The 14446-nt window shown below is 33.3% G+C and carries 15 protein-coding genes and 1 pseudogene; 3 read left to right on the forward strand and 13 right to left on the reverse strand.

Translation table 11 applies throughout. The annotated features are described in order from the left end of the window. Positions 1 to 552: 552 nt before the first annotated feature. The 6 genes and pseudogenes from MVE64_RS03280 to cdaS all read right to left on the reverse strand — a co-directional run bounded on the left by MVE64_RS03280 (position 553) and on the right by cdaS (position 7480). A pseudogene (locus tag MVE64_RS03280) lies at positions 553 to 2471 on the reverse strand (vWA domain-containing protein). A 10-nt stretch (positions 2472 to 2481) separates the two neighbouring features. Further along, complete coding sequence (locus MVE64_RS03285) at positions 2482 to 3369, reverse strand: ATP-binding protein (RefSeq protein WP_231307704.1); 888 nt, start codon at positions 3367 to 3369, stop codon at positions 2482 to 2484. A gap of 174 nt (positions 3370 to 3543) precedes the next feature. Then, positions 3544 to 4137, reverse strand: coding sequence for a superoxide dismutase family protein (locus MVE64_RS03290; RefSeq protein WP_247343758.1), 594 nt, complete (start codon positions 4135 to 4137; stop codon positions 3544 to 3546). A gap of 144 nt (positions 4138 to 4281) precedes the next feature. After that, positions 4282 to 5319, reverse strand: coding sequence for a C40 family peptidase (locus tag MVE64_RS03295; RefSeq protein ID WP_247343759.1), 1038 nt, complete (start codon positions 5317 to 5319; stop codon positions 4282 to 4284). A 241-nt stretch (positions 5320 to 5560) separates the two neighbouring features. Beyond that, positions 5561 to 6769, reverse strand: a complete 1209-nt coding sequence (locus tag MVE64_RS03300) for an MFS transporter (RefSeq protein ID WP_247343761.1) — start codon at positions 6767 to 6769, stop codon at positions 5561 to 5563. An 84-nt stretch (positions 6770 to 6853) separates the two neighbouring features. Continuing rightward, positions 6854 to 7480, reverse strand: coding sequence for a sporulation-specific diadenylate cyclase CdaS (gene cdaS, locus MVE64_RS03305; RefSeq protein ID WP_247343763.1), 627 nt, complete (start codon positions 7478 to 7480; stop codon positions 6854 to 6856). Positions 7481 to 7776: 296 nt separating this feature from the next. Between cdaS and MVE64_RS03310 the strand changes: the two genes are divergently transcribed. Next, positions 7777 to 9138, forward strand: a complete 1362-nt coding sequence (locus tag MVE64_RS03310) for an MATE family efflux transporter (protein WP_247343765.1) — start codon at positions 7777 to 7779, stop codon at positions 9136 to 9138. Between the two features lie 37 nt (positions 9139 to 9175). On the opposite strand, the gene bshB2 is transcribed toward MVE64_RS03310, so the two are convergent. The 4 genes from bshB2 to rarD are packed head-to-tail and all read right to left on the reverse strand — an operon-like array spanning position 9176 to position 11464. Further along, complete coding sequence (gene bshB2 / locus MVE64_RS03315; protein ID WP_098799285.1) at positions 9176 to 9841, reverse strand: bacillithiol biosynthesis deacetylase BshB2; 666 nt, start codon at positions 9839 to 9841, stop codon at positions 9176 to 9178. A 26-nt stretch (positions 9842 to 9867) separates the two neighbouring features. Continuing rightward, positions 9868 to 10218, reverse strand: coding sequence for a YojF family protein (locus MVE64_RS03320; protein ID WP_098799284.1), 351 nt, complete (start codon positions 10216 to 10218; stop codon positions 9868 to 9870). Between the two features lie 11 nt (positions 10219 to 10229). Further along, positions 10230 to 10496, reverse strand: a complete 267-nt coding sequence (locus MVE64_RS03325) for a hypothetical protein (RefSeq protein WP_247346944.1) — start codon at positions 10494 to 10496, stop codon at positions 10230 to 10232. 26 nt (positions 10497 to 10522) lie between these two features. After that, on the reverse strand, positions 10523 to 11464 hold the full coding sequence (rarD, locus tag MVE64_RS03330) for an EamA family transporter RarD (protein WP_247343767.1): 942 nt from the start codon (positions 11462 to 11464) through the stop codon (positions 10523 to 10525). Positions 11465 to 11649: 185 nt separating this feature from the next. Between rarD and MVE64_RS03335 the strand changes: the two genes are divergently transcribed. Continuing rightward, on the forward strand, positions 11650 to 12144 hold the full coding sequence (locus MVE64_RS03335; RefSeq protein WP_247343769.1) for an Hsp20/alpha crystallin family protein: 495 nt from the start codon (positions 11650 to 11652) through the stop codon (positions 12142 to 12144). 76 nt (positions 12145 to 12220) lie between these two features. Here the strand turns inward: MVE64_RS03335 and MVE64_RS03340 are convergent, their stop codons facing one another. The 3 genes from MVE64_RS03340 to MVE64_RS03350 all read right to left on the reverse strand — a co-directional run bounded on the left by MVE64_RS03340 (position 12221) and on the right by MVE64_RS03350 (position 13644). Next, on the reverse strand, positions 12221 to 12430 hold the full coding sequence (locus MVE64_RS03340; RefSeq protein WP_098799808.1) for a hypothetical protein: 210 nt from the start codon (positions 12428 to 12430) through the stop codon (positions 12221 to 12223). A gap of 147 nt (positions 12431 to 12577) precedes the next feature. Next, a complete protein-coding gene (locus MVE64_RS03345) occupies positions 12578 to 13315 on the reverse strand; it encodes an SDR family oxidoreductase (RefSeq protein ID WP_247343772.1) in 738 nt (245 codons plus the stop codon). Positions 13316 to 13317: 2 nt separating this feature from the next. Continuing rightward, positions 13318 to 13644 carry a winged helix-turn-helix transcriptional regulator gene (locus tag MVE64_RS03350; protein ID WP_247343775.1) on the reverse strand — a complete coding sequence of 109 codons (327 nt, stop codon included), beginning with the start codon at positions 13642 to 13644 and terminating at the stop codon, positions 13318 to 13320. A gap of 144 nt (positions 13645 to 13788) precedes the next feature. On the opposite strand from MVE64_RS03350, the gene MVE64_RS03355 reads away from it, so the two are divergent. After that, a complete protein-coding gene (locus tag MVE64_RS03355; RefSeq protein WP_247343778.1) occupies positions 13789 to 14412 on the forward strand; it encodes a nitroreductase family protein in 624 nt (207 codons plus the stop codon). Positions 14413 to 14446 lie beyond the last annotated feature (34 nt).

Genomic DNA, 14446 nt, shown 5'->3' on the forward strand with positions numbered 1-14446 from the left:
ATACGTAGGAAGGATAAAATTATCCTACGATATTAACCACTCTTACGAGTATAGTAGTATGATATTAAAACGCTTCCAATGCTATTTTAACATTGCTACCTTCACATTCCAAGATAGTTAATAGAAAAATCGAAAAAAAATGTTTCTTTTTTCTTACGGTTTTCCTTAGAGTGTCTAATTGTTCGGAATAATTGGAATTATCCAACAAAAATATCACTATCTTTACTCCAATCATACAACATATACCAAGGAAAAAAGTACAATTTTTATTATTTTAATGTAAATTAATTATATTTTTTTAGTATTAATGAAATTTATGTTTATTTTGAAATTATTATTAATGTCTTTCCTACTTTATGAGGCTAATTTTCTCCATGTAATTTCAATAAAAACCTCTATTTTTATAAATAAATGAGAGGTTTTTACTATTTTGCAAACTTTGTCACAATATGAAATTTCAGTTAGTGCTTATAAAGTAGAGATACTCGTTCTTTTCTCACATCTATACAAATACTCTTACAGACACTGCATACTCGTTTCGGATCAATCCTTTTATAACATTTTTAATAACAATCTCTTAAGTAGTGGATATAACTGCTCTGGGAGCTCTTCAATTTTGTCGACAAAAACACTATATTTCCCATAAATATTTTTTATTGTTTTTTGTGTTGCTTCATTAACTTCGCCATTTGACAAAAATACATTGATTACTTCTATACCCAGTTTTCTTGCCTCTAAAACTGCTTCATGTGTATCAATTATACCATTCCGTTCATAACCTGTTGCAGCGGCTTCACCATCTGAAAAAACAAGGAGAAATTTCTGTTTTTCATTTTTCTTCATTAGCTGTTCTGTCATATGTCTTATAGCATATCCATCACGATTATCTTCTTCTGGTGAGAGTTGCATAATTTCAGGTCCTGACTGCTGATTTAAAGAGGTCTCAAAAGAGATTACCTCATAGAAATGATTTGGCTGTCGTGTTTTTGTCGATTCGTTCGTGTCCTCCCAAAATCCAACAATTTTATGTGGAACTCTTACTGATTTTAACGTTTCATGAAATAAGATAATCCCAAGCTTTGATTGATCCATTTTATCGAACATGGATGCAGAACAGTCAACTAATAGAGTAAAAACAGCATCAATATCAGGAGACTTTTCCTGTTTTTTATAAAAAAGCTTCGGATTGTCATCTGTTATAATTCGGAGCAGTTTTTTGTTTAATCTTCCAATTTGAAGATCAGACCTCGGCATTGTTCTTTTATGCTCCAGCGTTTTTTGAATCATTAGCTTCAGCTTATTTTGGTATAACTGAATAACCATTCGATCTTTTTGATATTGCTCAATATCTGATATTGTTGGAGTCTTAGCTTCTTGAAACACAGGTACAGCATATTTATTTTCCTTACCATAAGATGCATCCCCACTACTAGCTCGATCTTCTTTTTGATTTTCCAATGCTTCCATTTTGGAGTAATCATTTCTTTTTGCTTTTTTTGAAGTTCCTTGAACCATCGCTAGAGCCTGGTCACCGTCTTCTCCCTCACGTACAGCACCGTCTCCATTTATCGTCGTATTTGTTCCTTGTTCTAAATCGAATTGAAGAAAACTTTTTGTAGGCTTGCTTGTTTCACTATGCCATGTTGGTAATTTGTCACCATGTACATCTTCATCACCTTGCTTAGCATCTTCTAACACATCTTTGTTTTTTAATTTAGATTTTCTTTTTAATTCATCATATAGGCTGCCAGACAAAATGTTATTGTAAGGTAGTTCCGCTAAATAAAAATAGGTATTCAGCATATCTTTTTCCAATATTTCTTCTAAAACATCAACAATTTCTAAGACAATATCAATAACCTGCTTAGTAGAACCTACATCAAACACTTGAAAAAGCTTTGACTCAATATAAGGTATGGTTCTGTCAATACTCTCAGATAAAGATGGAATTGTCTCGATTGTGGATTGTGCTGTTAGTGTTAAATACATACTATTAAAAAGCGCATCCGTTAAAATACTTCGCTCTTGATGAATAATTAACTGACTTTGAAAATGTTTTCGATAAAGCTCTCTTCGAATATTAAACGCTTTTTTCGTACCGCGTCTTTCTTTTCTGCATTTTTCCTCTAATCGAAGGTCCTCCAACAGCATACATAATTGCTTCGCAAAGCTCTTTAGCTTTAATTTTGAAGTCTTTTCAATAAAAACACCTAATTCTTTAAAATCAGTATAATAATAATTACCAATACTTCTAAGATAAATATCGCTTTTTAACGCTAGTTCTGTTTCTTCCTTCTCGCGGTGATCCCAGAAATGACTAACATAAACTTTTTTTCAAATGGATCTAGATATGAGTGAACGCTGTAATCAACCTCAATGTCTGGAATTTTCGTTAAGCCCTTCGCTAAATCTGATAATGACATAAATAAAAAAGAATCTACCTGTTGATCATTAAATTTTATAAATCTCAATTTTATACCCTCACTCGAATAACGTTTCTGCTAGATTTCGAATGGCGGCTTTTTCTCTTTCATCTTCAAGCTTATTAACAATTCCTCTTTCTACAGCACGGTTTGGTGGCATATAGCAAGCTAAATCACATGTATCAATAAGCGCTCGGATCGATGCTGCCTCTTCTGAAACCTGGCCATTTTTCACGAGAGTTAGTAGATCTGACGAAAGACTAGTAAACGTTTCTAATAAGCGTTGATCAGACAGTTGTGATTGATTCTCTAAAACTATTTTTAGCTCTTCCCCTTGGATATAGGGTACTTCAATAACAACAAAACGATTTTTGAGTGCTTCATTTAATGGGACCGTTCCCACATATCCTTCATTAATAGCGGCAATAACACCGAAATCTTCATGTGAGCGGATAACTTCACCTGTAAATGGGTTTGTAATCATTCTCCGGTAATCTAGCACACCATTTAATATCGGTAATGTTTCTGGCTTTGCCATATTTATTTCGTCTATATATAATAAATGGCCTTTTTTCATTGCCTTTACAACAGGACCTGAAATGAATTCAATGGAAGTTTCACCGTTTCGATTTTCAATTGTTTTGAAGCCTAAAAGTGCTTCAGCATCCATATCAACAGAACAGTTTACACTATGCATAGGTTGATTAAACATAAATGATAATGTTTCTGCCAACTTTGTTTTTCCTGAACCTGTTGGACCCTTTAATAAGACATTTTTACCAAGAGCAAGAGCGATCATTGCATCTAGTAGAATTGATTCATCAGATGGAGTATAACCACCTTTACCAATTAATAAAGCGTCTTGTTCATCTTTTCGTTTTAATGATCTATTTTGAATTCTTTCTTTAATTTCTTCCGGTAATGGATAAGCTTGTAAATTATTCATTGTACGCCTTCTTTCATCTATATAAAGTTAAGTTGATACGGTTTTATATCAACCATGAGTATACTAAAAAGTATATTGATATTCAAAGAAAAGAATTAATTAAAGGAGTTTAAATCTTTTAATCATAAAAACAAAAAGCTACCCTTTTAAAGAATGTAGGTAGCTTTTTCTTAGTTATATGCTTTTATTGGTATTAATTGATCCACAGATCATTCTATCCCCTGCATTTCCAGAAGGATCAGTTACATAATCATCTGGTTTTTCATGAATAATAAAGGAACTTCCATCTTTATCCAAAAGAGAAAGCTGTTCTCCTTTTTTTAATGTTACAGAAGATGCAAGAAGCTCAATATCAATTTTCCCATCAGCACCAACTTCAATATTTGGTAGATCTCCCTCATGTTGTCCTTTAGGATTGTCAAAGCCATGTTCGTGATTTGACAAGCTTAGGTGACTGCCAGCAGAAGTGAAAGTTGGTTTTTCACAGATTCCTATTGAATGGATATGAAAAGCATGCTTGCCCGGTGGTAGATTTTGTCCAATTAACCGAATGGTTACACCTTCAGCTGTTTCATTTAGAATGATTTTTCCTACATTTTTTCCTTTTTGGTTGATTAATTCTAATTTTTGCTGATTTAATTCAGGCTCAGAGGCTGTAATTGACTCCTTTTTAATATGAGTGTTGTTATTAGTACTTTTTTCTGTTACTAAAACAATAAAAATGGATAGAGTCATAAGTGATATAAAAACAATAGATAATCCTTTCAACGTTAGTTCCTCCTAGATAATGACGCTTATTAGTCATTCTTGCCAGGTTCTAAAGAAATAAACGCTGTGGTTAGGTTCTACAGTTAGAATTATCTATTTCCTAAAGTTTAATAGAGCAAAAAAGAACCAATTTGGTTCTTTTCATTAAAATCGCTTAGCTCCTAAGTAACGTTGTTTCCAATAGGAGTTATTTAAGTTAGAAATACTTACACCTGAACTACTTGCATGGATAAATTGATTATCCCCCAAATATATTCCCATATGTGATGGACCTTCTTTATATGTAGTAAAGAAAACAAAATCGCCTCTAGAAGGTTCATTTATTACTTTCATCATATCCCAATAGCCTGCAGTGCTAAGGCGAGATACAGAAGTAACCTTATTTAATACATAATAAATAAAACCGCTACAATCAAAACCACTAGGAGTATTACCTGCCCAACGATATGGTACTCCTAAAAGTGACTTTGCCTCAGAAATCATTGTTTCAACCTTATTGTTTTGATTTTGAGGTGCCGTATTTTCAGTACTGTTATCAATAGTAGCTTCTCCAGTCACCTTCAAAACTTGTCCAACGGTTATTACATCTGACTTCATATTATTTAATACTTTTAGTTCAGCAATTGTTATGTTAAATTTATTGGCGATTTTCCATAAAGAATCTCCAGCAGAAACAGTATATGTAGATGTGTTCGGGTTTGATATAACTTGCTGTTTTGTGGGTTCACTCTGTTTAACATCTTCTTGTTTAGTTTGTGTTGTTTCCTGTTTTACGATTAACTTCTGCCCAACATAAATAACATCACTATTCAATTTATTTGCTTTCTTCAATTCTGATACCGTTGTGTTATATGATCTGGCAATAACCCATAAGGAGTCACCACCCTTAACTATGTATTGTACATTACTAACAGTTTTTGAAACTGATTTTACTGGAGCTGGAGTAGTAATTTCTTTAGAAGAATTTGTCCCGGGAATCTGAAGTGTTTGCCCGATCCTAAGAACATCAGTTGTTAGTCCATTAGTTTTTTTTAGTTGATCAACTGTCGTATTGTATTGGCGGGATAATCCCCAAAGAGTATCATTACTCTTTATACTAATGCTTTCGGCTTCTGCCATAGTTGCAAATAATGAGGAGCTAACTACAGCTGTTGCTGTTAACCCTAATATCTTATGCTTCATCTTTAAAGGTACCTCCTGGATCTTATATATAGATAGATTAACAACAATAAATGACATAAAAATTTCATTGAATAGCAGTTTTATAGAATAACAGGAAAAAAGAGACAAAACTTTTATTTTTATCATACAAAACATTACACTTGTAGACAATCATTTCTTTTATGAAGAACCATCTTTATTTAAAGTTTATATATTATTTAAATAAAAAAGGCCGGATCCATTCCCGACCCATACCCAATTGTTAAACTATTTTTTTCTGATTATCTAGTAACCTCTTATTTGCTCCAATCTTAAAATGCTGCACACCAAAAATAAATACTGCCACTAATGAAATCACACCAAAGACAATAACCATATATTTTAGACCAATTGTATCAAGAAATAATCCTGTACTTAATAAAACTACTTGAAACATGATGCGGTCAAACATATTTCGAAACGAAAAGAAACGACCGTGATATTGTTTATCGATTTTCGTTTGAAAGATAGTAGCAGCAATTGGGAAAAAGCAACCAACTGCAAAGCCAAAAATTCCAAAAGAAATAAGTGACATTATTTTTACATCACTAAAAAATAATGAAAGGTGGGCAAAAGATATAACAAAGGAGAAAATAAACATTAGTTTAATTGGCTCCACAAGATGTGTAATTCGTTTGACGAAGAAAGCACCAATCATAAATGAAATACCTTCTGCCGTATAAAGAAGGCCTTTAATCGCAGCGTCTCCTTGCGTTTCACTAATATTAATAACCATTAAATTAAAGCCACCTAGAAACAATACTGGAACAAATGTTAACACAAGTGCCATCATGGCAATCGGTGTACGTCTCAATACTGGTATTATTTCTGTAAATCCGCCTGATTTTTCACCCTTCGCTTTGTTATATTCAGGTTCTTCAAATGATAACAAGTATGTTGTTGCTAAAATCATAACATAAGCCATCATTGACCCTATATAAAGAAAACTAATATCCATAATAACTAATAAAATTCCACCAAGAGCTGTTCCTGCAACACGAGAGATAGTCGATACATTCATATGAACCCCGTTCATTTGAATGTAGTCCTTCTCTTCTACTATTAAAGGTATAACAGACTGTAAGGCAGGAAAATAAAAGGCCGCACTAATTTGAATGCAAACCATAAAACAAATCATAAAGATAATCGATTCGAACTCTAGTGCTAAAAACATAAATATTACACTTAAAGTTCTGCCTATTCCAGCATAAATTAGAACTTTCTTTTTTGAGTAACTGTCAATCACTCTACCCGCAAGTGGCCCAACCATAACACCCGCTAATAATCCTAAAAACAAAATCATTGATTTCATAAAATCTGAAGGAACATATTTTTGCATGAACTCTAAGTTACCGATAATCCCCAGCCATAAACCAAGACCGGCAACAAGTTCCCCAATCAACAAAATCCAAACATTTTTATTTTTCCACATGTTCTCAGCTTCTTCCAATATAGTTCACAATATAAGTCAACTATAACACCGATATTTTTATTTCGCTATACGAAATAAATGCTTTTATTGAAGATTCGAATCAGGGGTGCTAATCGGATATAATGTTCCCTCTAGAGCAAATGACATTTTCCCCGTTTCTTCAGAAACAATTAATATTAAAGCATCTGTTAATTCAGATAGACCGATAGCTGCGCGGTGTCTTGTCCCAACCTTTTCTTGACCAAAATTTTGTGAAGATAGAGGTAAAACATTTGCAGCAGATATCATATAATCCCCTTTAATCAAAACAGCACCATCATGAAGGGGATTTCCGGGATAAAAGATGCTTTCAATTAGTCTGTTTGATAATGTTGCATTTAATTGTATTCCCTCTTGAATTAGATGATCTACATTTTGATTTCGCTCAACAACAATTAGTGCACCATGTCGTCGTTCAGATAGATTTTGAATCGCCTTAGCAATTTCTATATACTGACTCGTAAATTCCGCAATATATGCCTTTAAATAGAAAAAAGACGCAGTTGATTGTATTTCATTAAATCGATCCTTTATTTGGGCGAGTTCACATAATAAACAATACTCCTTTTCTCCTATAGATAATCGCATTTTCTCTGCTTCTTCAATAATTTGTTCAAGGTGAAAAGAAATATGATGTTTAATAGAAGAAAATGTGTTGTGCTCATTTTCCATATGTAATCAAGCCTCCTTTTCTTTAGTCTTTTCATTGATAAAAAACTTATGTTGACTAAGTCCATGTGTATTTTTTCCAATTGAAAAACCATACTAATAATAGGAGGCGTTTTACATGATTACACATAAAATATTGCAGTATACATTTAGCATTCTTGGTGTTATTTCATTAGGATTTTTTTATTATCAGATGTTTAAAGGTGAATCAAGAAAATCTGATAATCAACCAAAGTAACATACCACGAATTTTTCATGATATAATTCTCAAGGTATTAAGTAGAAATGAGGATGTATAAATGAAAAATAACAGTTTAAAACGGGAAAAGCTTATTTATTTTTCGAGCATTTTATTTCCCATTCTTGTTACTCAGCTTGGACTTTATGCTATGAACTTTTTTGACATAACAATGTCAGGTAAAGTTCATCCAAACGACCTTGCCGGCGTTGCAATTGGTTCAAGCCTTTGGGTACCTGTTTACACAGGATTAAGTGGAATTTTACTTTCAATTACGCCGATTGTTGCTCAGTTAGTAGGTGCAAAAAAGACAAAAGATGTTCCTTATATGGTTGTACAAGGGATATACGTCAGTATTGTGATTTCGATCATTGTTACTATACTTGGTGTTATTGTTTTAGATCCGATATTGCAAAATATGGGATTAGATAAACCTGTTTCACATATTGCAAAATGGTACCTTATTTCGTTGTCACTTGGCATTTTACCTTTATTTATTTACGCTGTATTAAGATGTTTTATTGATGCACTAGGATATACAAGAATAACTATGTTCGTTACGCTTTGCTCTTTACCAATTAATTTTGTATTTAATTACTTATTTATCTTCGGTAAACTAGGCTTTCCTAAACTAGGTGGAATCGGTGCAGGTGTTGCATCAGCTATTACATATTGGTGTATCACAGCAATAGCAGTGATCATTGTTATGAAGCAATCTCCTTTTAAAAAATACGGTATTTTTAAAACATTTTATTCTGTTTCGATAAAAGCATGGATGGAAATATTAAAAATCGGTGTTCCAATCGGTTTATCAATTTTCTTTGAAACAAGTATTTTTGCTGCTGTTACTCTTTTAATGAGTCAATATAATACAATTACCATTGCCTCACATCAAGCAGCAATTAATTTTGCCTCATTTCTATATATGATTCCGCTAAGTATTTCAATGGCCCTAACTATTGTTGTGGGACATGAGGTTGGAGCGAAACGAATTAGAGATGCTAAACAATATAGTTATTTAGGAATTAGCATGGCTATCTTTTTATCTGTTTTGTCAGCTGCGCTTATTTATTTCTTTAGACCTGAAGTTGCATCAATTTACACAGAAAATTCTGCTGTTTTAAAACTAACACAAGACTTTCTAATTTACGCAATCTTCTTCCAACTTTCTGATGCAATAGCAGCACCAATACAAGGAGTCCTTAGAGGTTATAAAGATGTTAATATAACATTTATTATGGCTCTAATATCATATTGGGTCATTGGATTACCTATTGGATATCTTTTAGCAACGTTTACTTCTCTTGACGCATTCGGCTATTGGATCGGCTTAATATCAGGTCTAGCAGCAGGTGCTGTGGGACTTTCAGCAAGATTATTTGTTATTCAACGTAAAAACGAATCTGCATTAGGCAATTCATAACAAAAAAACCCTCAGAAATTTGAGGGTTTTTTTCTACTTAATTATTCCACTTATACGTATAAAAGACTTCATTTTCAAACCAATGCATAACCTCTGGATCTTTGTTAAGGAACTTCTCTTCCATTGCTTTTAACATACCTTCTGTTTGAGAACGGTGAGCTTTTAAAGCATTTAATTTAATATCTGCTACATCTGTAATGTTTATTTGTACATCAGGATGACCAATCACTTCGAAACGATTTTTTGTAATCGCCATACAATACGTCATTGGTCGTTCTGCAATAGGCTTACGGTTTAATGCACGAATAACTCCTGCCCCACATGCATCATGATCAGGATGAACACCATGACCTGGATAAAATGTAACAATTAATGTTGGTTTTACTTCATCAATAATTGTCTCAAAAAGATCCGCTAATTGTTCATCATCTTCAAATTCTAATGTTTTATCACGTAGTCCGAGCATTCGTAAATCTTGAATATCCATAGCAGCACAAGCATCCATTAATTCCTTTTTTCTTATTTCTGGTAATGTTTCACGGTTGGCAAATAGAGGGTTTCCCATATTCCTGCCCATTTCACCTAACGTTCCACATGCATATGTAACAGGAATTCCTGCTTTTCTTTTCTGTGCGATTAATCCAGCTACTCCAAATGCTTCATCATCAGGATGTGGTAAGATTACTAGAACATGTTCTTTCATTAAATACACTCCTTTTGCCGATCATATTAATTTTTAAACGGTGTTTCACTTATTTGTAATGATATCGCTAACTGTCCTTCTGAATTATGTCCTGCTGTTAACAATTGGTTATTTTCGTTATACACCCAATCTGTTAACCCTTCAGCATAGATCCAACCTTCTTCTAGCTTCAATCCGATTCGATATGGTCCATTACCCGTAATTTTAGCTTGATGATATTTTACTTTTGCATTTCGAATAAACGCAACAACTGTCATGCTTTTTTCATCTTTATGTGCCGAATAAGACCCAGTAGTTGTTTCTAAATGAATATATACTGGTTTGTTTAGAAATGTATTTAAATATGCTTGTACATCTTCTTGTACAATTCTTTTCATAAATTAGCCCCCTAAGTAGGATTTTTTGTTAAGTTTTCCATCACTTTAAGATGAATTTCAATTAAACCGAGTTTTTGGTCTTGATTAAGTGAAGAAGAGAGTATTCGCTTAACCGACGAATGAAATTTAAAATGGATATTCTTACGAAGACGGGGATGAGTCATTTCATCTAACAATTCTTTTGTGATGGCATTCATCAGCGTCTCATTTTCATTATTTTCAACAGGTAATTCACGATTTGTCCATAACTGTCTGTATGCCTGCAATAAACCATTCATTTCCAAAATAAACCTCCACTCAAAGTTTACATCTCCAGTGAATTCCGATTTTTAAGCTTGAATTCTGCTTTTTTGAAGGATCTGGAATTTGATAACGTAAATAACAGTAGTGATGTCCATATACATGAGAATGTCATCACTTCAATTTTTGTAAAGGGTTCTTTATACAATACAATTCCTATTATTAAAGTAATTGTAGGAGCTATGTATTGTAGAACACCAACCATAAACAGCGGAATTCTCTGTGCTCCACTTGCAAAAAGTAGCAAAGGAACAGCTGTTGCAATTCCAGCTCCAATTAAAAGTAAATTTGTTGGTACATGAAAAGATAGAAATTCAAGTTCCCCCTGAGTAGCAAGCATAATTAAATAAATTATCGCGATTGGTGTGACAGCCATTGTTTCAAAAGTAAGGCCGATCCCCGAGCTTAGTTTTGTTAATTTTTTAGTTAGACCGTATAAACCAAAACTTAATGCCAACGTAACCGCAACAAATGGTATTTGCCCATAATGATAGGTCATAATTAAAACACCAACTGCCGCAATTAAGAAAGAAAGTTTTTGCCATAAATTTAACTTTTCTTTAAAAAAGAGCATTCCTAGCAAAACACTGATTAACGGGTTTATATAATAACCCAAGCTTGCCTCAATCAAATGATCATTATTTACTGACCAAATATACACAAACCAGTTGATACTAATTAACAAAGATGAAATAACTAGTAAAAGTATCAATCCTGGATTATTAATCATTCTTTTACTCACATCTTTTACATTTTTCCATTCTTTCGTAAAAGTGAGCAAAGCAATCATAAAAATGAATGACCAGAAGATTCTGTGTGCTAAAATTTCTTCAGGTGAAACATTGTTAATCATTTTCCAATATAGAGGTAATATCCCCCAAAGGATATAAGAAAAAGCCGTATAAAAGAGCCCTTTCTTGTATGTATTTTCTTCTGTTGTATTCATCTTGTTTACCTCGATTCTTATGCCTTTCTCAATCAACCACGATTTTCAAAGTACACTATTCTTCCTCCACCTAAAACTCATTATAAACTTGTTAGAAGCTGTCCCACAACATATTAGCTTTCTAACCTATTTCCCTTTCCATGCATACTCTATATTATCAAATCATGTATAAAGGAAGTGAATATATGTTTCCTTGGAATAATAATCAATTTCCATTTGATCAATCCGGTTTTATGAAGCATTTAAACAAGATGAATCCAAAAGACGTCGAATCCTATATTCAAAACGTTATGAAAAATGTTTTTAGTGGTGATTTTACACAGGGATTTCCTTTTCAAGGTAATATGACAGGTAACGAAACTTCAGGATTTCCTTTTCAAGGAGATGTCTCAAAAAGTGAGACGCAAATGAAGCCCCAGCCGGAAATCTTTGAAACAAATGATTTTGTTTATGTAAAGCTTCCCTTGTCAAGCAAAGATAACAAGAATTTAAAATTACAACACACAAATCATCAGCTTATTCTTATAAACTACCCTAAAGAAAATGAACAATCTAAATACATGTTGCCAAGCCCTGTTAAGAGAAAGGGAACTCGAGCACGATTTTTAGATGATTACCTTGAAATTCAATTTATTCGATTAGATGAAAGTAATATTTCTGAAATAGATATTTCATATTAAATCTTATTGTTATGTTTGATAATCGTTTCAAATGAGAAAAAACTACCTACTTTATTAAGCAGGTAGTTTTTTCTCATTAGTAGAAAGGATAACCGCCATATGGAGTTCCATAACCATAACCGTATCCATATCCACCATAAGGATATCCATAGAATGGTGGTCTTGGTCTAAAGATCGCACTTCCAACTAACCCACCTAATAAACCTCCAACAAAAGGACCTCCCCAGAAAAATCTCCCACCAGGATAAGGTCTACGAAAATCATTACGCATCATATAAGGTGCCATTTATTTACCTCCTCTAAAATATACCTACACTACTTCATATTCATTTAGAGGGATATTGGAGTGGGCTCACACCCACTTTATTAGGTAAATGACATATTTTTTATGGTTTTAGATATGTCCCATAAAATAAATTTCCTGCATCATATATTATTCCTCATAAATCATCTTTTTCGTCATACCACCATCCACAACAAGGTTCGTACCAGTTACAAAATCATTGTCTTCGGATGTTAAATAAAAACAAGCCTTTGCTATATCAGATGGTTTTCCAACTCTATTTGATAAATGTTGAGCATGATCTTTTTCTCTAAGTGCTTTATAGTCTCCAGTTTCAATCCACCCTGGCGAAATAGCATTCACTTGAATATTATCTGAACTAAAAGAAGTGGCCAATGCATGTGTAAGGGCAACAATCGCGCCTTTTGTTGCAGCATATGCCTCAGAATTTTCTTCAGACATAAGTGCTCTTGTTGAAGCTATATTAACAATTTTCCCACCTTTGTTCATTTTCATCACTTTTGCAGCTTCTCTTGAAGCAAACATAACACTCCGTAAATTAGTATGAATCATCTTCTCCCATTCTTCTACAGAAATGTCATATGGTGAAAACCATTTAGAAAGTCCAGCATTGTTAATTAAGATATCTACTGTATTATATTTTGCTACTGCTTGCTCTATTAAGTTCTCAATATCAGCCACATTTGATACATCTGTTCTTATAAATGTGGCCTCCAGTTCTTGATTTTTACAAGTTTGTTCTATATCCAAACCAGCTTGCTCTTCTATGTCTGCAATCACAACATTATACCCTTTTGCTGAATATTGAAGGACAAGTTCCTTGCCGATCCCGTTTGCACCACCAGTGACAATGACAGTTCTTTTCATTCCTAATTGTCCTCCTTTTGTTCAAAGCAATGTTTATTGGCCCAGATTCCTATTTCATTAATTACTCCCGTTAAGTCTTTCCCTTTTTCCGTTAACTCGTATATCACTTTTACTGGAGTATCGTCGATAACAATTCTCTTTAAAAGACCTTCATTTTCCAGTTCCTTAAGGCGTTCAGATAACATCTTTTGACTAATACTAGGGATAATATCAGTTAAGTCTTTAAACCGTTTTGGTCCATCTAATAAAACATGAATGATAATACCAATCCAACGTTTTCCCAAAAGCCTAAATGCAGATTCCATTTTTGGACAAAGATTGATTTTCAAGTGATCACTCCTTGCTTCGTATCTCTTGACTCATTTTAACACTTCAATTAAGATATGTTTTATGAGTAAACACTTACTAAAAGTTAGTTTATTACTTTTAGTATAAAACATGCGATACATGAATTCAACTTAGGAGGGCCTCTCATGAAAACAAATTACCTAGACGATGTAAAAACAGTTATTAATAATCGTGCATCTGTTCGTCACTATAATCCAAACAAGAAAATAACTAAAGAAGAACTAACAGAGATTTTAACATTAGCAACTAAAGCTCCATCAGCATGGAACTTACAACATTGGCATTTCTCTGTTTTTCATTCAGATGAATCTAAGCAAAAGCTGTTGCCAATTGCCTATAACCAAAACCAAATAGTAGAATCATCTGCTGTTGTTGCTTTATTAGGTGATCTTGAAGCAAATCTTAATACAGATACAGTATATGCTCCGCTTGTTGATGCCGGCTATATGACATCCGAGATTAAAGAAACACTTGCAGGCCAAATTAACCGAGCTTACGAAAATAAAGAATTTGCAAGAGATGCTGCATTTTCAAACGCATCTTTAGCAGCAATGCAACTTATACTTGCCGCTAAAGCCAATGGCTATGACTCTTGTGCAATTGGTGGGTTTAATAAAGATCAATTCATTGAGGAGTTTTCCATTTCAGAAAGATATGTTCCAATTATGCTAATCACACTTGGACAAGCAGCTAAACCAGCTCATAAAAGCAATCGTTTAGATATTGACACTGTAACAACTTGGTTGTAACAAAAGAAATGTAGGGTGCTCGTAAAACTGAGAC

It is taken from the genome of Metabacillus endolithicus (assembly GCF_023078335.1).
GTDB classification, from domain to species: Bacteria; Bacillota; Bacilli; order Bacillales; family Bacillaceae; genus Metabacillus; species Metabacillus endolithicus.